The organism is Rhodospirillales bacterium (assembly GCA_016699855.1).
In the GTDB taxonomy this organism is placed as follows: domain Bacteria; phylum Pseudomonadota; class Alphaproteobacteria; order Reyranellales; family Reyranellaceae.
Genome location: CP064988.1, coordinates 143,362 through 165,994, shown reverse-complemented (window position 1 = coordinate 165,994; position 22,633 = coordinate 143,362). Strand labels below are relative to the sequence as shown.

The 22,633-nt window shown below is 71.9% G+C and carries 13 protein-coding genes; 8 read left to right on the top strand and 5 right to left on the bottom strand.

The window, feature by feature from the left end; all coding sequences use genetic code 11:
• Position 1 precedes the first annotated feature (1 nt).
• Positions 2-742: a DsbA family protein gene (locus tag IPK81_00740; GenBank protein ID QQS12851.1), complete on the bottom strand. Its 741-nt coding sequence runs from the start codon at positions 740-742 to the stop codon at positions 2-4.
• 92 nt (positions 743-834) lie between these two features.
• Complete coding sequence (locus tag IPK81_00735) at positions 835-2,082, bottom strand: M48 family metalloprotease (GenBank protein ID QQS12850.1); 1,248 nt, start codon at positions 2,080-2,082, stop codon at positions 835-837.
• Between the two features lie 7 nt (positions 2,083-2,089).
• On the opposite strand from IPK81_00735, the gene IPK81_00730 reads away from it, so the two are divergent.
• Entirely contained in the window at positions 2,090-3,568 is a 1,479-nt protein-coding gene (locus IPK81_00730) for a gamma-glutamyltransferase (protein QQS12849.1), read from the top strand.
• 1 nt (position 3,569) lies between these two features.
• Positions 3,570-4,754, top strand: a complete 1,185-nt coding sequence (locus tag IPK81_00725) for a pyridoxal phosphate-dependent aminotransferase (GenBank protein QQS12848.1) — start codon at positions 3,570-3,572, stop codon at positions 4,752-4,754.
• A 110-nt stretch (positions 4,755-4,864) separates the two neighbouring features.
• Here the strand turns inward: IPK81_00725 and IPK81_00720 are convergent, their stop codons facing one another.
• Positions 4,865-7,639 carry a ribonuclease E/G gene (locus tag IPK81_00720; GenBank protein ID QQS12847.1) on the bottom strand — a complete coding sequence of 925 codons (2,775 nt, stop codon included), beginning with the start codon at positions 7,637-7,639 and terminating at the stop codon, positions 4,865-4,867.
• 1,524 nt (positions 7,640-9,163) lie between these two features.
• Here IPK81_00720 and IPK81_00715 point away from each other — a divergent pair.
• From IPK81_00715 to IPK81_00695, 5 genes are all read left to right on the top strand, one after another.
• Positions 9,164-11,695, top strand: coding sequence for a penicillin-binding protein 1A (locus IPK81_00715; protein QQS12846.1), 2,532 nt, complete (start codon positions 9,164-9,166; stop codon positions 11,693-11,695).
• Positions 11,696-11,727: 32 nt separating this feature from the next.
• Positions 11,728-12,844 (top strand): peptide chain release factor 2 gene (gene prfB, locus IPK81_00710; GenBank protein QQS12845.1). Its coding sequence is split into 2 segments (ribosomal slippage): positions 11,728-11,796 and positions 11,798-12,844, totalling 1,116 coding nucleotides; the frame shifts between segments, so codons are not numbered across the junction.
• A 65-nt stretch (positions 12,845-12,909) separates the two neighbouring features.
• On the top strand, positions 12,910-13,692 hold the full coding sequence (locus IPK81_00705; GenBank protein QQS12844.1) for an enoyl-CoA hydratase/isomerase family protein: 783 nt from the start codon (positions 12,910-12,912) through the stop codon (positions 13,690-13,692).
• Between the two features lie 43 nt (positions 13,693-13,735).
• On the top strand, positions 13,736-14,710 hold the full coding sequence (locus tag IPK81_00700) for a D-2-hydroxyacid dehydrogenase (protein QQS12843.1): 975 nt from the start codon (positions 13,736-13,738) through the stop codon (positions 14,708-14,710).
• A 415-nt stretch (positions 14,711-15,125) separates the two neighbouring features.
• Positions 15,126-15,947 (top strand): hypothetical protein, encoded by an 822-nt coding sequence (locus IPK81_00695; protein QQS12842.1) that lies wholly within the window; start codon positions 15,126-15,128, stop codon positions 15,945-15,947.
• Between the two features lie 22 nt (positions 15,948-15,969).
• On the opposite strand, the gene IPK81_00690 is transcribed toward IPK81_00695, so the two are convergent.
• Both IPK81_00690 and IPK81_00685 read right to left on the bottom strand, forming a co-directional pair.
• Entirely contained in the window at positions 15,970-16,434 is a 465-nt protein-coding gene (locus tag IPK81_00690; GenBank protein QQS12841.1) for a peroxiredoxin, read from the bottom strand.
• Positions 16,431-19,379, bottom strand: coding sequence for a bifunctional [glutamine synthetase] adenylyltransferase/[glutamine synthetase]-adenylyl-L-tyrosine phosphorylase (locus IPK81_00685; GenBank protein QQS12840.1), 2,949 nt, complete (start codon positions 19,377-19,379; stop codon positions 16,431-16,433). The genes IPK81_00690 and IPK81_00685 overlap by 4 nt, the downstream gene beginning before the upstream one ends.
• A gap of 82 nt (positions 19,380-19,461) precedes the next feature.
• On the opposite strand from IPK81_00685, the gene IPK81_00680 reads away from it, so the two are divergent.
• On the top strand, positions 19,462-22,632 hold the full coding sequence (locus IPK81_00680) for a hypothetical protein (GenBank protein QQS12839.1): 3,171 nt from the start codon (positions 19,462-19,464) through the stop codon (positions 22,630-22,632).
• The last annotated feature ends 1 nt before the right edge of the window (position 22,633 follow it).

The following is a 22,633-nucleotide window of genomic DNA, read 5'->3' as shown; positions in this document are numbered from 1 at the left end:
CTCAGCCCTTGCGCGCCGCCGCCACCGCCTCGCGCAGAACCTCCGCCTCGACCGCGCCGGGGATGATCTTGTCGCCGATCACGAAGGCCGGGGTGCCGTTGACGCCCAGCGCCACCGCCAGCGCCTGGTTGCGCTCGAGCTGCTTGGCGATGGCCGGATCGGCCATTTCCTTCTCCAGCCGCGTGGCGTCGATCTTGAGATCGGCCGCCATCTTGAGGATGCGCTCCTTGGTGAGGTCGCCGCGCGCCTCCATCATCGCGATGTGGAGCTCGGCGTACTTGCCCTGCTTCGCCGCGGCGAGCGCCGCCGTCGCCGCCACGCGCGAGTTCGGCGTCAGGATGGGCAGCTCCTTGTAGACGATGCGGATCTTGGTGTCGGCGTCGACGACGCCCGTCACCGTCGGCTTGGCGCGCTTGCAGTAGCCGCAGTGGTAGTCGAAGAACTCGACGATGGTGACGTCGCCCTTGGGGTTGCCGCCGACCGGGGAGCCGGGATCCTCGAGCAGCTCGGCCTTGCGCTCGGTCAGGGCCTTGCGCGCGGCCGCGTCGCGGCTGGCGGTCTGGCGCTTCTCGAGCTCGTTGACCGCCTCGACGATGATCTCGGGATTGGCCATCAGATACTCGCGCACGATCTTCTCGACGGCGGCCTTGTCGAGCGGCTGCTGCGCGGCGGCGGGCGCCGACAGGGCGGCCATGGCGAGGGCGACCGCCGCGGCGGTGAAGGAATGACGCGCGAGGCGCATGGGACTACTCCTGGGGGAATTTCAAGTCGAAGGTCGCTTAGCACGGCGCCGGCGGGGCGCCGATCAACACCGCGAGAGCGCGCGGAAGCGCCTCACCGCCGGCTCGGCCGGTCGGCCTCGATGGCGGCGCGTAGATCGGTGGCGCGTTGCCACGCCGGCGACCCGCGCGGCAGGGCGCGGGCGGCGGCGTCGGCCTTGTGCAGGGCGGCGCTGCGCTTCTCCGGCCCCTCGAGGTAGAATTTCTCGGCCGTCGCCAGATCTGTCATCGGCTGGTTGCCGAGCGCGGCGTAGGTGCGCGCGAGCAGGTCCCAGGCGCCGCCGTTGGTCGGCTCGACGCGCACGACCTGCTCCAGCGTCTTCGCCGCGTCGGCGTGGCGGCCGGCGCCGGACTGCGCCTGGGCGAGGCCGAACCGCAGCGCGGCGTCGCCGGGGGACAGCGCGACCGCCTGGGCGTAGGACGCCACCGCGTCGCCCGGTCTGCCCGAGTCGCGCAGCACGTCGCCCCGGAACTCGTGGAAGTAGGGGTCGCGCGGATTCTCGCGGATGAGCTGGTCGGCCATCGCGACGGCGGCGGCGGCCTGGCCCATGCGGAACAGCGCCATGGCGCGGCCGTAGCGGCCGGCGACGCTGTTGTCGCCCGACGGGTATTTCTGCAGCGCGCGCGCCGGCTCGAAATAGCCCAGCGTCTTGGCGACCATGCGCGCGTGCATCTCCTTGAAGGCCGGCGGGTCGGGCACGTTCGCGGTGCGCGACCGCGACACCATCTCCTCGAGGAACGCGATCCGCTCGCTCGACGACGGATGGCTGCGCAGATAGGGGTCGGCGCCGCTGCCGACGTAGATGCGCTCCTGCTGCTGCAGCATGCGCATGACCTCGACCATCCCGCGCGGCGACATTCCGGCGCGCTCGAGCGCCGTGACTCCGGCCTGGTCGGCGGCCTGCTCCTGTGCCCGGTTGTAGGCCAGGAGCTGCTTCAAAGCGTAGGGCGCGCCAGGCTGGCCCGGCACGTTGCCGCCGGCGCCGGTTCCCTGGCCGGAACGGTTGATCGAGCCGCCGGCGCCGGCGGCGCCGGCGGCCAGGATCATCTCGAGGACCGCCAGGGCGGTGGCGTTGCGCATCTGCTCCTGGAGGATCGCGAGGTGTCCGCCCCGGATGTGGCCTGCCTCGTGGGCGAGCACGCCCAGGAGCTGGTTGGCGCTCTCGGTGCGCATGATCAGTCCGGTGTTGATGAAGATCCGCTGGCCGCCGGCGACGAAGGCGTTGATCTTGCGGTCCTGGACCAGATGGACCTCGATCGCTCCGGCGTCGAGCCCGGCGGCCTGGAAGATCGGCCGCGACATCGTGCGAATGGCGTTTTCAATCTCGGCGTCGCGGACTAATTCTATGCGCTCGCGCTGGGCGCTGGCCCCGGCGGACGGCAGGACGGCCGCCGGCACGAGCACGGCGGCGATCGCGAGGAACGACGTGAACAGGCGAACGCTCAAATCCGATACTCCCGGACGGGTCCCGGCGGCCGGGATTGAAAAGGCTACGGACGCCGCGCCGGCGCGTCAACGTGCCAGCCTCGCCGTCGCCGCGTCGCTCGCGCTGGCGGCCATGGCGGGCTGCGGTGGTCGGGCGGGCGACACGCCCACCGGCTTCATGGCGGGCTTTTTGGGCGCGGTTGTGGCGGACGAGCCCTACGCGGCGGAGGTCGGGCGCGAAATCGTCTCCGCCGGCGGCTCCGCCGCCGACGCCGCGGTCGCCATGTACTTCGCGATGGCGGTGACCCTGCCGTCGGCCGCCAGCCTCGGCGCCAACGGAGTCTGCATCGCGCACGCGCACAAGACCCGCCAGGCCGAGGCGATCGTCTTCGCCGCGCCGCGGCCCGCCACGGCGTCGCGGGCGTTCGACATCGCCGTGCCCACGGCGGTCCGCGGCATGACCCTTCTGCACGCGCGTCACGGCGCGCTGCGCTGGGAGCAGCTCGTCGCGCCGGCCGAGCGCATGGCGCGGGAGGGCGTGCCCGTCTCGCGCGCGCTGGCGCGCGACCTGCGCGAGGGCGCCGCGCGGCTCCGGGCCGATCCGGCGGCGCGCCGCGTGTTCGAGCGCGGCGGCGGGGCCGCGGTGGGAGAGGGCGACCGGCTGACGCAGATCGATCTGGCGGCGACGCTGTCGACGATCCGCGTCAGGGGCGGCGGCGAGTTCTTCGCCGGCGCGTTCGCGCGTCGTCTGTCCGACGCTGTCCGCGACGCCGGCGGCGGCCTCAGCGAGACGGATATGCGCGCCGCGGTGGCCAGCGCGACGCCGGCCGCGACGACGCGCTTCGGCAGCCACACCGTCTATTTCGCGCCGTCGCCGCCATTCCAGGGCGGGGTCGCGGCGCGGGCGGCGTTCACCGGCGCGGCGCCGGTATCGGCAGGGGGCGCGGGCGGCGGCGAGGCGGCGTTCGTCGCCATCGACCGGCAGGCCAACGCGGTGGCCTGCGTCGTCGGCATGAACGGACCGTTCGGCAGCGCCCGTATGGCGCCGGGCACCGGCATCCTGATGGCGGCGCCACCGGATTCCGGCGGCGGCGCGTCGGCGGCGATGGTGGTGGCGAACACCAACACCGGCGACGCCCTGCTGGCGGGCGCTGCCTCCGGCGGCGGCGGGCCGGCGGCCGTCGGCACGGCGGCGCGTCTGGCGCTCGGCGACGGCCGCCCCTTGGGCGCCGCGATCGCGGCGACCTCCGGCGGACAGGTCGGCATGATCGTGTGTCCGGCGGGGCTGCGGCAGAGTCCCGGATTGTGCCAGGTCGTCGCCGATCCGCGCGGCTACGGGCTCGCTCTGGTGGCGGGCCGTTAGAATGGATGGCGAGACGCCGCGGAAGGCGCCGGTGGGCGGCCGCAAGATTTCGCGTCGCGCCGAGGGCGTGCCGCCCTTCATCGTCATGGATGTTATCCGCGACGCCAACGCGATGGAGGCGCGCGGCGAGTCGGTCGTGCATTGCGAGGTCGGCCAACCCAGCACGCCGGCGCCGTCCGGCGCCCTGCGCGCGGCCGCGACGGCGTTGGAGAAGGACAAGATCGGCTATGTCGAGGCGCTCGGGATGCCGGTCCTGCGGGAACGCATCGCGGCGCTCTACGGCGAGTGGTATGGCGTGGCGCTCGATCCGGCGCGGGTGATCGTCACGACGGGATCGTCGGCCGGCTTCCTGATGGCGTTCCTCGCCGCGTTCGACGCCGGCGACGCCGTCGCGATGGCGGCGCCGGGCTATCCGCCGTACCGCAACATCCTGTCGTCCCTCGGCATGCGGCCGCTGGACATCGTCACGTCCGAGGCGGAGCGCTACCAGCCGACCGTCGCGGCGCTGTCGAAGGTCGCGGAGCCGCTGGCCGGGTTGATCGTCGCCAGCCCGTCGAATCCGACCGGCACCATGGTCACGCGCGGGGAGCTCGCGGCGCTGGCGACGCATTGCCGCGCCGCCGGCACGCGGCTGATCTCTGACGAGATCTACCACGGGCTCACCTACGGCGGGCGCGCCACCAGCGCGCTCGAGGTCACCGACGACGCGATCGTGGTGAACAGCTTCTCGAAGTACTTCTCGATGACCGGCTGGCGCATCGGCTGGCTGGTCGTGCCGCCGGACCTCGTGCGGCCGATCGAGAGGTTGACGCAGAACCTGATGATCTCGACGCCGACCTTGTCGCAGTTCGCGGCGCTGGGCGCGTTCGACTGCCGCGACGAGCTCGAGGCGCATGTCGCGCGCTACCGCGCCAACCGCGATCTGCTGCTCGAACGGCTGCCGGCGGCGGGTTTCGACCGGCTGACCGTGCCCGAGGGCGCGTTCTACCTCTACGCCGACGTCTCGCGCCTGACCAACGACAGCGTCGAGTTCTGCCGCCGCATGCTGCGCGAGGCGGGCGTCGCCGCGACTCCCGGCGTCGATTTCGATCCGGACCGCGGCCGCGGCACCCTTCGTTTCTCGTTCGCCGGCAGCACGGCCGACATGGCCGAGGCCGCGCGACGGCTCGCGGCCTGGAAGCGTTGACCCGGCCGGCGCGGCGGGCGTCGTCGACGCCCGGTTGAACGAAGAACCGCCGCGCATGGCGCGGCGGTCCGGTTCCGATGGGAGAGCAGGGCCGCCCGATCGCCGCGTGTCTACGAGCCCGCCGCCCACCAGCCGCGACGCGGCTTCTCCGGCGGGATGTCCACGGCGGTCGCCGGCACTGCGGGCGGCGGCGCCGGCTCGACCGCGGCTGGCGGCGGCGCCACCGCGTCATTGGCCGCGGCTTGGACCGCCGCGGCGGGCGCCGGCGGCGGGATCGGGACCGGCGTCGACAGGGGCGTCGGTGGCGGCACGATCACGGCCGGCGCCGGCTCGACGGGCGCGGCGGTGTCCGCCACGAACGGCGGCGGGATCGGGGCCTCCGCGGGCGCGTGCCAGTCGCCGCCCGGCGGGTCGACCGGATCGCGCGGCGACCGGTCGGCGTCGGAGGCTTCGGCCGTCTCCACGTCGCCACCCGGCTCGTCGCGACGGCGACCGCGGCCACCGCGGCGTCCGCGGCGTCGGCGGCGGCGCGCGTCCTCGTCGTCACCGGCGGCGTCGCGCGGACCGGCGGCCGCGTCGTCGGCGTCCTCGGCCTCGTTCGCGACGGCGGCGCCGTCGTCCTCGACCGCGCCATGCGGCGCCGGCCGCGCCGCGTCGGCGCTGCCGGGCTCATCGCCCAGCGCCGCGGCGTGCGGCGCGTCGACGCCACCCGGCTCGTCGCCACGACGGCGGCGCCGGCGGCGGCGGCGGCGGCGGCCGTCGCCGTCCAACTCCTCGCCGGGCGCGGCGGAATCGACCGGCGTCTCGGCCGACGCCTCGTCGACCGCCGACTCCTCGTCGTCCTCGCCGACCTCCTCGTAGTGCGCGCTGGCGGTCGTCCGCGCGAGCGGTGCGGCCTCCATCGCGCCGCGCGGACGCGTGCGCTCGATGTCGTAGTGCGGCGGGATCAGGTCGTCGTCGCCGGCGACCAGCACGCGGAAGCCGTAGCGCTGCTCGATGTCGGCGATGTTGATCCGCTTGTGGTTCAGCAGGTAGAGCGCGACCGACACCGGCACCTTGACGACGATCTCGCCGGCGCGGCGGCGGTTGCCTTCCTCCTCGATGCCGCGCAGCACGTGCAGCGCGGTCGATTCGACGGAGCGGATGCGGCCGGTACCCTCGCAGTGCGGGCACACCTCGGTCGAGTTCTCCAGCAGGCTCGGCCGCAGGCGCTGGCGCGACAGCTCGAGCAGGCCGAAGGCGCTGATGCGGCCGATCTGGATCCGGGCGCGGTCGTTCTTCATCGCCTCCTTGAGGCGGCGCTCGACCTGACCCTGGTGGCGCGACTCCTCCATGTCGATGAAGTCGATGACGACGAGGCCGGCGAGATCGCGCAGGCGCACCTGGCGGGCGATCTCCTCCGCCGCCTCGACGTTGGTGCGCAGCGCCGTCTCCTCGATGTTCCGCTCCTTGGTGGCGCGGCCGGAGTTGACGTCGATGGCGACCAGCGCCTCGGTCGGATTGATGACGATGTAGGCGCCGGTCCTCAGCTGCACCGACGGCGAATGCATGGCGTCGAGCGCCGCCTCGACCTGGTAGCGGTGGAACAGCGGGATCGGATCGCGGTACAGCTTCACCTTGGCGGCGTGCTGCGGGATCAGCTGGCGCATGAAGTCCTGCGCCTGCTGGTGGCCGCCCTCGCCCTCGACCAGCACGTCCTCGATGTCGGCGTTGTAGAGGTCGCGGATCGACCGCTTGACGATGTCGCCTTCCTCGTAGATCAGCGCCGGCGCCTTGGACTGGAAGGTCAGCTCGCGGATGCTGTCCCACAGGCGCATCAGGTAGTCGTAGTCGCGCCGGATCTCGGGGCGCGAGCGCTCGAGGCCGGCGGTGCGCAGGATGACGCCCATGCCCGACGGCACCTCGAGCTCCGCCAGCATGTCCTTCATGCGCTTGCGGTCGCCGGCGTTCGTGATCTTCCTGGAGATGCCGCCGCCACGGCCGGCGTTCGGCATCAACACGGCGTAGCGGCCGGCCAGCGACAGGTACGTCGTGAGGGCCGCGCCCTTGTTGCCGCGCTCCTCCTTGACGACCTGCACCAGCAGGATCTGCCGGCGCTTGATGACCTCCTGGATCTTGTACTGGCGCGACGGGCTCGAGCGCCGAGGAGGCCGCTCGTAGTCGTCGCCACCCAGCGTCTCGACCGGAATCTCCGGCTGCGCGCCGTCGGCCGGATCGGAGGCCGGCGGCGCGTCGCCGTCGGCCGGCGCGGCGCCCGCGGCGTCGATCGTCTCTGCGACGTCGCCGACGGTCGGACCCTGCACGGCGTCCACGGCCCTCGACGCGGGGATCGCGCCGGGTCCGGCGGCGTCCTCGTCGTGCGCGGCGGCCGCCTCGATCACCGGCGCGGCCGGGACGTCGCGCGCCGCGGCATCGTCGATGCGCTCGACGCTCTCGGCGGCGGTGGCCGCGTCGACCGGCGTGTCCTCGCCGCCGGACTCGCCGACATGCGCCTCGGCGGTGGACGGCGCCAACGCCTCGCGCGCCTCCGCGACATCCTCGATGTCGCTGCGGTCGATGCGGTTGCGGCGCGGCCGGTCCTCGTCGTAGTCGCGATGCGCGCGGTTCTGCTCGGCGAGCAGCTTCTCGCGGTCCGCGACCGGAATCTGGTAGTAGTCGGGATGGATCTCGGAGAAGGCGAGGAAGCCGTGCCGGTTCCCGCCATACTCCACGAACGCCGCCTGCAGCGACGGCTCGATCCGCACCACCTTCGCGAGGTAGATGCTGCCCTTGAGCTGTTTCTTGGTCGATGTCTCGAAGTCGAATTCTTCGAGCTTGGTTCCGTCGACCACGACGACCCGGGTTTCCTCCGGATGCGTGGCGTCGACCAGCATGCGCTTGGCCATGGCCGTTATGACTCCGCGACGTCCGCGGAAACGCCCGTGCGAACCGTCGGGCGGGACGTCCGTCGCTCAGTCGCGAGGTCGGCAGCGCCGCGGCCGCCCGTCGAACGGTGCGAGCACCAGGACGGGGACGAATTCGGCGCCCCGAGGCGTCTTGAACCTACGCCGACCTCGGGGGTTTCATCTAGCCGCCGTCACCAAAACGTCCGCCTCGTCGTCGCCCCCCGCGACCGCATCGATCACCGTTTCGTTAAGAAACGTAGGGGGCTGAGCCGGACGCCGTCGGAACGCCCGCGCCCTAGGGGCGAGCCGAACGACGACGACTGTTCGCGGTTCGGACCATACGCCCGTCACGCCCCGTTCACAAACATTTCTTCGCGCGGCTATCCGAGATGGCCATTAATATTGATCAAGACTCTGCCATAAGTAAATGATATGTATAATGATCTTTGGAAGTGAAAATATGCCCGTGACCCCGGCGAAGGGGTGGAGACATGGGAACGAAGGACGGCTTTCCGCGGCGGCGGGCGATCTGGCTGGGCACCACGGCGTTGCTCGGAAGCCTCGCCGCGACCGCGAGGGCCGCCGCTGCAGGACCGGTGGCGCAGGCCCCGTCGGCCGCCGCCGCCAAACCCAAGCCGCGCGCCAAGCCGCGCGTCGTCGTCATCGACCCCGGCCATGGCGGTGGCGATCCGGGGACGATCGGTGTCTCCGGCACCTACGAGAAGACAGTCGTGATGCAGGTCGCGGTCGAGCTGGCGCGCCAGTACCAGGCGACGGGCCGCTATCGACCGGTGCTGACCCGCTCGCGCGATTCCTATCTGCCGCTGCGCGACCGGGTCGCGCACGCGCGCGCCGCCAAGGCCGACCTGTTCCTGTCGCTGCACGCCGATTGGCATCCGGATTCGGGGACTCAAGGGGCCACGGTCTACACGCTGTCCGAGGACGCCTCCGACCGCGAAGCGGCGGCGCTGGCGGCGAAGGAGAACAAGGCGGACGTCGTCGCGGGCGTCGATTTCCGGGGCAAACCGCCGGAGGTCGCCAGCATCCTGATCGACCTGTCGCAGCGCGAGACGATCAACCAGTCGCGCGTGTTCGCCGGCCAGCTCGTGGACGCGCTGGCGCGAGGCGGCGTCGCGCTGCTGCCACGCAGCCACCGATACGCCGGTTTCGCGGTCCTGACGGCGCCCGACACGCCGGCCGTCCTGCTGGAGATCGGCTACATGTCCAACCCGCCGGGAGGAGCGCCTGATGCGCCAGCCCGCGCATCAGCGGCGGATCGCGCAAAGCGTGCTCGACGCGACCGACCGGTTTTTCGCCAGCCGCCCGCGCCCGCCGGAACCGTCGCCGTCGCCGCCGGCGGTCTCCAAGCCGGGGACCGGCGGGACGCCGCCGCGGACCGCCGCGCCCCCGGCCCCGAAAAAGGCTTAGTCGCGGGGCACCCTGCGGCGGTGGACGCGTTGCCGTGTGGCGGCGGCGCGCGTACAAACAGGCTCGGCCGGAGCGGTCGGCGGACGAGGTGTTCCGGTGCTCGGTATCGTCAGGTGGTTGCTGCGGCTGGGATTCGCCGGGATCGTGCTCGCGGTCGGCGTCGTCGCGGCCGCGTATTTCCACTACGCGCCGGGCCTGCCCGACCACAAGCAGCTGGTCGACCACCAGCCGGCCATGACGACCCGCCTATACACGGGCGACGGGCGGCTGCTGGCCGAGTACCATAAGGAGAAGCGGGTCTTCGTCCCGGTGTCGGCGATGCCGAAGCGGCTGCTGCTGGCGTTCGTCGCGGCGGAGGACCAGCGTTTCTACTCGCATCCCGGGGTCGATTTCCTCGGCGTCGGCCGGGCGGCGATGAGCAATCTCCAGCACCTGCGCAGCGGGCGGCGTCCGGAGGGCGCCTCGAGCATCACGCAGCAGGTCGCCAAGAACTTCCTGGTCGGCAACGAGCGCTCGATCGAGCGCAAGATCCGCGAGGCGATCCTGGCGTTCCGCATCGAGGGCGCGTTCAGCAAGGACCGCATCCTCGAACTCTACATCAACGAGATCTACCTCGGTGGCGGCAACTACGGCGTCGCCGCGGCGGCGCTGAACTATTTCGACAAGTCGCTCGACGAGCTGACGCTGTCGGAAATGGCGTATCTCGCGGCGCTGCCCAAGGCGCCGAACCACTACAGCATGACCCGCAACCCCAAGGGCGCGCACGAGCGGCGCGACTACGTGCTGGGACGCATGCTGGAGGACGGCTACGTCACGGCGGCCGAGGTCCAGGCCGCCAAGGCCGAGCGGCTGGTGCCGCGCAAGCGGGCCGAGCCGGAGTTCGCGGCCGCCGAGTTCTTCACCGAGGAGGTGCGCCGCAATCTGCTGGCCGCCTACGGCGAGAAGGGGCTGTACGAGGGCGGCCTGACGGTGCGCACGACGCTCGATTTCGACATCCAGCGCATGGCTGACAACGCGCTGCGCGACGGTCTCGTGGAGTTCGACCGCCGCCGCGGCTGGCGTCCGCCGAAGGACAAGATCTCGCCGCCGCATGACAACTGGAAGGCGCGCTTCGCCAAACACGTCGCCGAGAAGCCGTTTCCGGGCGGCTACAAGACGTGGCGGCCGGCGCTGGTGCTCGGTTACGACGGGCAGGGCGCCCGCATCGGCCTCGCCGACGGCGGCGAGGGCCGCATTCCGTACCAGGAGATGGCCTGGACGCGCTACCAGCGGCCGGCCCAGATCGGCGACATCGTCGCGGTCGAGGCGCGCGCCAACGCGCCGGGCACGTTCCACCTGCGCCAGATCCCCGAGGTCGACGGCGCCGTGCTGGTGATGGACGTGCAGACCGGGCGAGTCATGGCGATGTCCGGCGGCTGGAGCTACGCGCGCAGCCAGTACAACCGCGCCACCCAGGCGCAGCGCCAGCCCGGCTCCGCGTTCAAACCGTTCGTGTATCTCGCCGGACTCGACGCGGGCATGACCCCCTCGACGTTGATCCTCGACGCGCCGATCGAGATCAATCCCGGCGGCGGCCAGCCGATCTGGCGGCCGCAGAACTACGGTGGCACGGCGCCGGCGGGTCCGCTGACGCTGAGGCAAGGCATCGAGCAGTCGCGCAATCTCATGACGGTGCGCCTGGCGCGCGCCGCCGGCATGGACAAGGTCGCCTCGGTCGCCAAGCAGTTCGGCATCGACGATTCGATGAAGCACTACCTGCCGCTGGCGCTCGGCGCCGGCGAGACGACGCTGCTGCGCATGACCATGGGCTACGCGATGCTGGCCAACGGCGCCAAGCCGATCACGCCCAGCCTGATCGACCGCGTGCAGGACCGCCACGGCCGCACGATGTTCCGGCACGATCCGCGGACCTGCGTCGGCTGCGCCGGCGAGGCCAGCGCCGAGCGCGCGCCAGAGGTCATCGACCGTCGCGCGCCGTTCTTCGATCCGCACTCGACCTACCAGATCGCGCACATCATGCAGGGCGTGACGGTCCGCGGCACGGCGGCGCGGTTGGCAAAGCTCGGCCGCCCGATCGCCGGCAAGACCGGCACGACCAACGACGCGCGCGACGTGTGGTTCATCGGTTTCACGCCCGACATCGTGATCGGCGTCTATGTCGGATACGACGAACCGAAATCGCTCGGACGCGAGACCGGTGGCTCGGTCGCGGTGCCGATCTTCGAGCGCGTGGCGCGCGAACTGTTCAAGGACAAGGCGCCGACACCGTTCCGGATCCCGCCGGGACTGCGCCTGATGCGCGTCAATCCGTCCAGCGGCCAGCCGGCGCCCGGCGATCCCGGCGCCATCTGGGAGGCGTTCAAACCGGGCACCGAGCCGACCGGCTACGACGGCTACGTCGTCGACGGTTCGACCCGCTTCGTGGCGGGCGCCGGCGGCCGGCAGACCGCAGACGACGAGCCCGAGGTCGTGGTGATCTCGCCGCCTTTGCCGCCGGGGCCGCCGGCCGAGACGACGGAGGCGCCGCCGGCGGGCGCCGAGCCCACGCCGGGGGCGTCGCCGCGCGTGATCCCGCCGCCGGCGAGGTCCGGCCGCCCGACCTTGACGGGCTCCGGCGAGACCTACTAAGACGCCGCTCCCTCGTACCGGGAACGATGACCATGCGCGCGGAGATCCAGTCGCTCGTCGACCAGATCCAGCAGTCCGTAGGGCTGCTGAGGAGGCATCTTTGACTTCGACCGCGCCGTCGACCGGCTGGCGGAGCTGAACGCCCGCGCCGAGGACCCGACCCTCTGGAACGATTCGAAGAACGCGCAGACCGTCATGCGCGAGCGCGACCGGCTGGAGAAGTCGGTCGGCACCGTGCGGCGCATCGAGGGCGCGCTGGCCGACAACATCGGGATGATCGAGCTGGCCGGCGCCGAGGGCGACCAGGCGCTGGTCGACGAGGCCGAGGCCGCCATCCGCGGGCTGGCCGCCGAGGCGCACCAGATGCGGCTCGAGTCGCTGCTGTCCGGCGAGGCCGACGCCAACAACTGCTATCTCGAGATCAACGCCGGCGCCGGCGGCACCGAGGCCCAGGACTGGGGCGAGATGCTGGCGCGCATGTACATGCGCTGGGCCGAGAAGCGCGGCTACAAGGTCACCTACCTCGAGGAGAGCCCGGGCGAGGAGGCGGGGATCAAATCCTGCACCGTCAAGATCGACGGCCCGAACGCCTACGGCTGGCTCAAGACGGAGAGCGGGGTGCACCGGCTGGTGCGCATCTCGCCCTACGACGGCCAGGCGCGGCGCCACACCAGCTTCGCCTCGGCCTGGGTCTATCCCGAGGTCGACGACAGCATCGAGATCGAGATCCTCGACAAGGACCTGCGCGTCGACACCTACCGCGCGTCGGGCTCGGGCGGCCAGCACGTCAACAAGACCGACTCGGCGGTGCGCATCACGCACATCCCCAGCGGCATCGCCGTGGCCTGCCAGCAGGAGCGCAGCCAGCACCAGAACCGCGCCAAGGCGATGCAGATGCTGAAGGCCCGCCTCTACGAGGCCGAGCTGCAGCGGCGCGAGGCGGAGCGGGCGGCGGTCGAGGCCAACAAGAGCGACATCGGCTGGGGCCACCAGATCCGCAGCTACGTGCTGCAGCCCTACCAGCTGGTGAAGGACCTGCGCACCGGCGTCGAGCGCACCGACCCGCAGAAGGTGCTCGACGGCGACCTCGACGGCTTCATGGCCGCGAGCCTGGCGCAGCGCGTCGGCCAGAAGGCCGACGCGGCGTAGTCTCCGTGCCCGCGGCGCGCCGATCTCGGGTATGATGGCGCGCCGACAGCGGGGGGAGGTCACGCATGGGCGACTACGCCTTCATCGAGTACGCCGTCCGCGGCGCGGCCGCCGAGATCACCATGAACCGGCCGCCGGTCAACGCGATCACCAAGGAGCTGGCGCGCGAGGTGATCGACGGCTACCGCCGCGCCCGGATCGACGACGGCGTGCGGGCCGTGATCCTGCGCAGCGCGCTCGACACGGTGTTCAGCGCCGGCATGGACCTCAGGATGGCGCGCGCCGTCGACGGACGCGGCCTGCGCGACTTCATCGAGGTCTTCTACTTCGAGATGCACGAGGCCCAGTACCGCATGGGCAAGCCGACCATCGCCGCCGTCACCGGCCACGCGCTGGCGGCGGGCACCACCTGGGCGGTGTCGTGCGACATGATCGTGGCGGCCGAGGGCGTCAATTTCGGCTACCCGGAGATCAACGTCGGCGTGATGCCGGCGATGCACCTCGTGCACCTGCCGCGGCAGATCGGCCGCCACCGCGCGTTCGAGATCCTGTTCACCGGCGATCCGGTGCCGTCGGCGGAGATGCACCGGCTGGGCATCGTCAACCATGTCGTGCCCAAGGCCGAGGTGCTGCCCAAGGCGCGCGCCATCGCGGCGAAATTCGCGGAAAAGTCACCGACGGCGATGCGGCTGATGCGCGACGCGTGGATGCGGGCCAACGATCTGGACTACCGCCGCAACATCGAGAACGTGGTCGAGAGCATGTGCCTGCTGCGCGACCATCCCGACGCGCAGGAGGCGCTCAACGCCTTCGTCGAGCACCGCGCGCCGAAATTCAAGAAGGGATGAGGGGCTTCCCTCCGATCGTTGACGTTTTTTCCGGGGACGAGACATGACGGGTTTGCCGGCCGATTCCGATCTGACCATCTGTTTCGCGCATGTCGCGTACCGGCTGGGCGAGCGCTTCACGGCGCGCGGCGCCGGCATCCGCTTCGTCGAGGCGCGTGACCGCGAGGCGCTGGAGGCGGCCATCCCCGGCGCAGATATCGTCGTGGTCTCCGGCCTGTGGCGCAACGAGCTGCTGGCCAAGGCGCCGAAGCTGCGTTTCATCCAGTCGATCAGCGCCGGCGTCGACCAGTACGACAAGGACGCGCTGCGCGCCGCCGGGGTGCGGCTGGCCAGCGCCCAAGGCTCCAACGAGCGCGCGGTGGCGGAGCACGCGGTCTCGCTGATCCTGGCGATGACGCGCCAGCTCCATCTCGCCCGGGACAACCAGCGCAAGGGCCACTGGCGCGGTATGATCGGCGACCTGTCGCGGCGCGAGGACGAGCTCGGCGGCAAGACGCTGGTGATCGTCGGCCTCGGCCGCATCGGCCAGCGGCTGGCGACTCTGGCCAAGGCGTTCGACATGCGCGTGATCGGCGCCAAGCGCGACGTGTCGACGGGTCGGGGCGCGGCCGACGAGGTGGTCGCCGACGACCGGCTGCTCGACGTCCTGCCCTCGGCGGATTTCGTCGCGCTGACCTGCCCGCTGACGCCGCGCACGGAGCGCATCATCGACGCCCGCGCGCTGGGCGCGATGAAACGCTCGGCGTTCCTGATCAACGTGGCGCGCGGGAAGTGCGTCGACGAGCCCGCCTTGGTCGCGGCGCTGAACGTCGGCCAGATCGCCGGCGCCGGTCTGGATTGCACCGTCGAGGAGCCGCTGCCGGCGTCCTCGCCGCTGTGGGCGATGGACAACGTGCTGGTCACGCCGCACAGCGCCGGCGAGACGCGCAAGTACGAGGACAACGTGCTCGATCTCCTGATGGAGAACCTCGCGCGGCTGCGGCGCGGCGAGGCGGACCTCCGCAACCAGATCGTCTGAGGCCGCCGATGCGGTTCAGGTTCGGGGTCTGGGCGGCGCTCGCGGCGCAGGCGTTCGCGTGCGCCGCGGCGGCGCAGCAGGTGGGACCGGAGTTCGCGAAGGCGCCGGCGCCGGCGCTGGCGTGGCAGAGCGTGGTCGACGTGCCGGTGCCGGCGGAGACCGGCGCGCCCGCCGGTCGCGGACCGCTCGACAGGCTGGCGGCGCTGGCGGCGCGACCGGAGGGAGGCGCCGCGCTCGTGGTCAGGCCCGGCCCGGGCGCGGAATTGAAGTTGATTCTCGTCGACGCCGGGGGGCGCCCGGAGGGCGCCACGACGCTGCCCGTGCCGGCGCCGGAGAACGGCGCCACGCCGATCCTCCGGTCCATCGCCGTCACGGCGGAAGGCGGCCGGCGGATCTGGGTGTTCGCGACTGGCTCATGGGCGGCCTCGAGGACGAGGGTCCGGCCGTATCGCGCCTGTCGGCGGTCGACGTCGGCCGCGGCGTCTCGGTCGAGCGCCGCCTGCCGCGCCACATCGCCGCGAGCCGCGACGACATCGACATGCGCCAGGCGGCGGTGCTGCGCGTGATGCGCGACGGATCGCTGCTGGCCGACGGCACCGGCTATTTCGGGCCGCCCTACTGGTGGTTCGCGCGCTTCTCCACGACCGGCAACCTGCTCTACGAGGCCAAGTCGCGGCGCTTTCCCGACTACGTCGAGGACGCGCGCGAGGACGACGGCGGCGGCTACAGCCTGCTGATGGTCGACGCCGAGGGCGGGACCGAGCGGCCGACCTTGCGCCGCTACGGCGTCGACGGCCGGCTTGCCACCCAGCGCGCGTATCCGGACATGACGCAGCACGTCGGCTGCACGGCTTTCGCCGGCGCGTCCGGCCAGTTCCGTGGAAGGGCGGAGTACGAGCGGCGCGGGTCGTCGGACGAGCTGTCGCGCACCTGGCTGGATCTCTTCGACGCGGCCGGCAAGCGGCGGCGCTCGCTCGACCTCGGCGCGCACGATTGCGCCGCGCTGCGCCGCGAGGGAGCAACCGTGGTGGTGGTGGCGACGGGTCTGGTCGAGAGCAAGCCGCGCCCGGCCTACGTCGCGTCGATCGCCGCGGATGGCGGTGTCCGCTGGCGCCTCGACCTTCCGAGCGACATCGTGAAGGCGGCCCCGGCCGTCGACGGCGGCGCGGTCGTGGCGCGGATCGACGTGGTCGACAACCGGACGGTCGTCAGGGTGGTCCGCTACCGCGCGCCGTGATTGCGCGCCGGCGCGCCGCCCGTCACAGCGCTTTCGCGGCCGCGAGGACCTCCTCGACGTGGCCGGCGACCTTCACCTTGCGCCAGACGCCGCGCACGACGCCCGCCTTGTCGATCAGGAAGGTGGCGCGCTCGATGCCCATGTACTTGCGGCCGTACATGCTCTTCTCGACCCAGGTGCCGTAACTTTCGCACACCTTGCCGTCGACATCCGACACCAACGGGAACGTCAGGCCGTACTTCTTCTTGAATTTGTCGTGGCTGGCGCCGGAGTCGCGCGACACGCCGACGACGACGGCCTTCGCCTTCGAGAAGTCCGGCAGGTTGTCGTTGAAGCCGCAGGCCTCCTTGGTGCAGCCCGAGGTGTCGTCCTTCGGGTAGAAGTACAGGATCACCGCCTTCCCCTTGAGGTCCGACAGCTTCAACCTGCCCCCGCCATCCGTCTCGGCGGTGAAATCCGGGGCTTTCTTGCCTTCCTCGACGCTCATGCCGGCTCCTCCTTTTTCACCGGCGGCAGCGCCGCGGCGGGGGTCTCGATGATCGCGCGATACGCCTCGTACGCGTTGGCGGCGGACTGGATCACCGCCGGTTCGACATCCTCGTAGCCGGCGACGCCGGCGGCGCGGACCAACAGGCGGCGCAGGCCGCCCGGCGCGGTGTCCTCGTCGAACGCCGATTCGGGGCCGTCGAGCGCCAGCCGCAGCAATCCCTGGAGGTCGGAGAACAGGCGGTAGGTCGACGAAAGGGTGTCGGCGTCGGCCGGCTCGATCAGTCCGGCCGCCGCGAGGCGCCTCAACGCCTCGATCGGGAACGGGTCGATGACCTCGGGATGCTCGGCGGCGTGGCGCAGACAGAGGTACTGGACGACGAAATCGATGTCGAAGAAGCCGCCGCGCGTCAGCTTGAAATCGAACGCCCCCTGGGGGGGCCGGTGCTTGGCGACGCGCGCGCGCATGTCGGCGACGTCGCGCAGCAGCCTCACCGGATCGCGCGGCGTCGTCAGCGTGCGGCGCAGCGCCGCGTCGACCTTCGCCATGACGCCGGCCGGGCCGGCGACCACGCGGGCGCGGCACAGCGCCATGTGCTCCCACGTCCAGGCCTGGTCCCTCTGGTAGGCGAGGAACGCGTCGAGCGAGCAGGCGATCGGGCCGGCGTTGCCCGAGGGCCGCAGCCGCATGTCCACCTCGTAGAGCGCGCCGTCGTTGGTCTGCGCCGTCAGCGCGTTCAGCACGCGCTGCGACAGGCGGGCGAAATAGTGGATCGGCGCCAGCGGCCGGGGGCCATCCGACTGCTCGGCGCCGGCCGGCACGTCGTAGACGAACATCAGATCGAGGTCGGAGGTCGCGGTCATCTCGCGGCTGCCGAGCTTGCCCATCGCCACCACGGCGAGCGCGGGGCCGCCGAAGCCGCCGTGCTGGCGCGCGAACAGCGCCTCGACCCGCGCCGTGAGCTGGCCGACCACGGCGGTGGCGATGTCGCTGTAGGCGCCGGCGGCGGCGGCCGGGGTCGACCCGCCGGTCAGCAGCTGCGCGCCGACCTGGAAGCGCCGGTCGTTGGTCCAGCGGCGCGCGAAATCGAGCAGGTCCTGCTCGTCGGCCGCGGAGTCGAGGACCTGGCCGAGATCCGCGGACAGCGCCGCGGCGTCGGGCAGCGCCTCGCCGAAGGTGGCCGACAGCACGCCGTCGAGCAGGATCGGACGGCGCGCGAGATGTCCCGCGACTCGCGGCGCGCTGCCCATGATGGTCGCGACGAGGTCGAGCAGCGAGGGGTTCGACTTGAACAGCGAGAAGAGCTGCACGCCCGCCGGGAGGTTGGACAGCATCGTGTCGAAGCGGCGAAGCGCCTGGTCCGGGTCGACGCTGGACGCCAGCGATCTCAGCAACGCCGGCTTGAGCTCGGTCAGCAGCTCGCGCGCGCGGGCGGTGTAGGTCGCGCGGTAGCGCCCGTGATGCCAGCGGCTGACGATGTCCCACGCGACGCCGGGTTCGCGGAATCCCATGTCGGACAGGGTCCGCAGCGTCTCCGGGTCGTGCTCCGTGCCGGTGAACACGAGATTCCCGGTGCCCGGGGCGGCGAGGCTCGGCGCGTCCTCAAACAGCCGGGCGTAGTGGCCTTCGACGCAGCGGAACGTCGCCAGCAGCGCCTCGGCGAAGCGCTCGGGTCCGTCATGCCCCATGAACGTCGAGACGGCCGCGAACGCCGCCTCGTCGGCCGGCAGCGTGTGCGTCTGCTTGTCGTCGATCATCTGCAGGCGGTGCTCGACGCGGCGCAGGAAGGCGTAGCACCGCGCCAGCTCGGCGGCGGCGGCGGCGTCGATCAGGCCGGCGTCGGTCAGCGCGCGCAGGCCGTCGACGGTTCCCAGCGTGCGCAGCGCGGCGTTGCGTCCGCCGTAGATGAGCTGCTGCGTCTGCACGAAGAACTCGATCTCGCGGATGCCGCCGCGTCCGAGCTTGACGTTGTGGCCGAGCACCTTGACCACGCCGGTGCCGCGGTGGGCGTCGATCTGGCGTTTGATGGAATGGATGTCGTGGATCGCGGCGAAGTCGAGGTTGCGGCGCCAGACGTAGGGCCGCAGCGTCGCCAGGAAGGCGCGGCCGACGTCGAGATTGCCGGCGACGGGGCGCGCCTTGATCATCGCGGCGCGCTCCCAGTTCTGTCCGACGCTCTCGTAGTAGGTCTCGGCCGCGATGGTCGAGATCGCCAACGGCGTCGAGCCGGGATCGGGGCGCAGCCGCAGATCGGTGCGGAAGACGTAGCCGTCGGCCGTCGTCTCCATCATCGTGCCGACCAGCGCCCGGGTCGCGCGCACAAGCTTGGCGCCGAGCGCGTCGTCGCCGGCCACCGCCGGCATCTCGCGGTCGTAGAGCACGATCAGGTCTATGTCGCTGGAGTAGTTCAGCTCGCGCGCGCCGAGCTTGCCCATGCCCAGAACCGTCAGGCCGTAGGCGTCGGGCGCGCCGCCAAGGGCGAGCTGGCCGCGGGCGTCGAGGTCGAGCAGCGCCCGGTCGGTGGCGCGGCGCAGCGCCAGCTCGGCGAAGTCGCTGAGGGTCGCGGTCACCTTCTCCAGCGGCCACGCTCCGGCGATGTCGGCGACGGCGACGGCCAGCGCGATCCGGCGCTTGGCGCGCCGCAGCGCCGCGCGCAGCGCCGATTCGTCGCAGGCGCCGGCGTCCGGCACCGCTTCGACCGCCGCGCGGGTCGCGGCGTCGGGACCTTCGCGCCACAAAAGCGCCGTGAAGGCCGTATCGGATAGAGCCGATTCAGCGAGATACGGGCTGTTGCCGAAGATCGCCGGCAGGAACGTGGCTTCCGGCGCGGTGTCGAGCGTGGCCTCCGCGGCGGCCGCCCGTTCCGACCAGCGTTCAAGGTAGACGCCGACCCGGCCCGGATCATGGGGACGGGGCAGCGATGAGAGAGGCCAGGGGAATGTCATCCGTCGCGCGTTCGGGTAGTGTTGCATCGGCGAACGCACGGTGGTCGTCGATCCCGCGCGCAGTCAAGCTCGACGATACGGAATGTCGCCTCTCAGACGCCTGATCCGCTACCTCGCAAACGCCGTCGCCGCCGTCATCGTCGGAGTCGTGGTGCTGGGCATGCTCGCGCTCTGGCGCCTGTCGTCCGGTCCGATCGATCTCGATTTCCTGCGTGGCTACGCGACGCGGTCGTTCGACACGCCGGAGGGGCAGATGACGCTCGCCGCCGACCGCGTGTCGCTGGCGTGGGGCGGCGCCCGCGACCCGTTGCGCCTGATCCTCGCGGACATCGCCGCCACGGACGCGCGCGGCCGGCGCGTTGCGACCGTGCCCGAGGTGACGATCAGCCTGAATCCGCGGACCGTCGCGTCCGGCCGCTTCGCCCCGACCGAGATCACGGTCGACCACGTGAAGCTCGACGTCGTGATCACGCGCGACGGGCTGATCGAGATGATCGTGCCGAAGGAGGGCGAGGGCGCCTCGGGCGGCATCATCCCGGTCCTGGTCGAGCAGCTTCTGGCGGAGCCCGGCGGCGACCACGTCCTCGGCAGCCTGGCGGAGGTGCGGATCGGCTCCGCGCGCGTCAAGGTCGATGACCGCACCACAGGGTTCGTCTGGGAGGCGCCGGCGGCGCGGGCGACGATGTCGCGCGACGCGGCCGGCGTGCGCGTACGCGGCGCGCTGACGGTGGAGGCGGGCGGCCACCGCGCGGAGTTCCAGCTCGACGCGCTCTACGGGAGGACCCGCGAGCAGCTCGATATCACGCTGCGCGCCGACGGCGTCCGGCTCGCCGCGTTCGCCACGGCGGCGCCGCAGCTGGCGCCGCTGGCGGGCCTCGACCTGCCGATGGACGGCGCCATCACGCTGACCACGTCGGGCAAGGGCGAGATCCGCCACGTGGCGATCGACCTGCATGGCGGCGCCGGCAAGGTCGGCATCCCCGGCGTGCTCGAGCCGGCGCGGGCGGTCGACCGGGTCGATCTGCGCATGTCGTTCGCGCCGGCGACGAACGTCATCGCGCTACGCGAGTTCTCGGTCGATTTCGGCGGACCGGTGGCCCGGATGTCCGGCGCGCTCGAGCTGAAGGGGCGCGCGTTCCGGTTCGAGGGCAAGGCCGCCGTCACCGACGTCCCGCTCTCCCGGCTCGGCGAGTTCTGGCTCGAGCCGCTGGCGCGGAACGCCCGCGAATGGGCGGTCGCCAACGTCTCCGGGGGCACGCTGCGATCGGCGACCCTCGACCTGGCGCTGCGCGGCGATCTCGACCACGTCGCCGACCTCACGGTCGAGCGGTCTGTGGCGGATCTCGTCTACGACGGGCTGACCGTCCGCTACCTCGATCCGCTGCCGCCGGCGCGCGGCGTCGGCGGCACGGCGCGGTTCGACGGCGTGAACATGCGGTTCGATATCGCCGCCGCGACGGCCGGCGCGCTCAAGCTCGCCGGCGGCACCGTCGATCTGATCGGACTCGACAAGGCCGACGGCCACACGGCGGCCATCGAGGTCCGGATCGAGGCCGCCGCCGCCGACGCGCTGGCGTATCTCGCGCAGCCGCGGCTCGGCCTGTCGAAGGAGTTCCTGTTCGATCCGGCCAAGGCCTCGGGCGATGTCGCGCTGACATTGAAGCTTTCGTTCCCGCTGCTGGCGGATCTGACGATGGCGCAGCTCGACTACGCCGCCACGGCCGATCTGACGCGCGTCGGGCTGCGTGACGCCGTGCTCGGTCTCGCGTTGCAGGACACGACGGCGAAGCTCGAGGTCGATCCGCGCGAGCTGAAGGTGGTGGGCAGGACGAAGGTCGAGGGGCAGACGTTCGACGTCACGTGGCGCGAGCTGTTCGGGCCGAAGCCGGCCTTCCGCAGGCGCTACGAGGTGCGCGGCGTGGCGCCGATGCCGTTGCTGGCCAAGGCCGGGGTCACGTTCCTGAATCCCTATATCTCGGGTCCGGTCGGGCTGCAGCCGCTGGTGTACCAGGTGCCGCTGGTCGGCTCCGGCGAACTGTCGGTGAAGGCCGATCTCAAGGCGGCCAAGGTGACGATGCCGGAGCTGCGCTTCGACAAGGCGGCCGGCGTCGACGGCACCGCCAGCGTCGTCGCCCGGTTCGGTCCCGGCGGGCCGGCGCCGCCGACGACCGATTTCGACGTCCGCGCGCCGCAGACCGCGATCGTCGGCCGGCTCGTCGTCCGCCCCTCGGATGGCCGGTTCGAGACGGCGACGTTCAGCCGCTTCGAGCTCGGACGCACCAACCTCGCGGGCACGATGCGGCGGACGGAGGACGGCTACGGTTTCGATTTCCGCGGCGCGGCGTTCGACATCACGCGGTTTCTCGACGGCGACAAGGACCCCAAGGCGCGCCCCGGTCCCGAGGTGGCGGCGCCGCCGCCGACCGGTCCAGTGCTGCGGTTCTCGATCGACGCGGCGCAAGTCCTCTTCAAGCGGGGCGCGCTGCCGGCGGTCAAGGGCACCCTCGTCCAGCGCGGCGACCTCACCCTCTCGGCCGACCTGACGACCACGCCCAGCGCCGCCGGACCGGCGCGCGTGGTGGTGGCTGCGGCCGGGCCCGGCCGGCAGATCGCGATCACCGCGCCCGACACCGGCGCGGTGCTGCGGTCGGTGGGCTGGCTCGACGGCCTGGTCGGCGGCGCGCTCTCGGTCGAGGCGCGGACCGACGACACGAAGGCCGACCCGCCGATGTCGGCGACCGTCGCGTTGACGAACTTCCGTCTGGCGAAGACCCAGCCCGTCGCTGGACGGGAGACGCCCAGCCTGAACGGCGTGGTCGACCAGCTCGACAAGGCCGGCGACTCCAAGCAGGTCTTCAAGAGCCTCGGCGTCGCCATCGACAAGCGCGGGCCGCAGCTGCGGCTGCGCACGGGCCGCACGACCGGGGATTCCATCTCGCTGACGTTCCAGGGCGGCTACGACCTCGACAAGGACGACATCTGCCTCGCCGGCGCGGTCGGGGTGTCGTCGTTCCTCGACATCATCTTCAAGCCGCTGGACATCCTGACGGGCGGGCGGTCGCAGGGCGTGGCGTTGAACTACAAGATCTACGGTCCGATCGCCGATCCGAAAGGCGATGTGAACATGCTGAGCGCAGTGCCGATCGGCATTCTGCGCCGGGTGATGGAATCGGACTGCCTCCCCGGCGACCGCACGCCGGCGCGTTCGATCATCGACCTCGAGCAGCGCCAGCGCGAGCGGCTCGAGCGCTGAG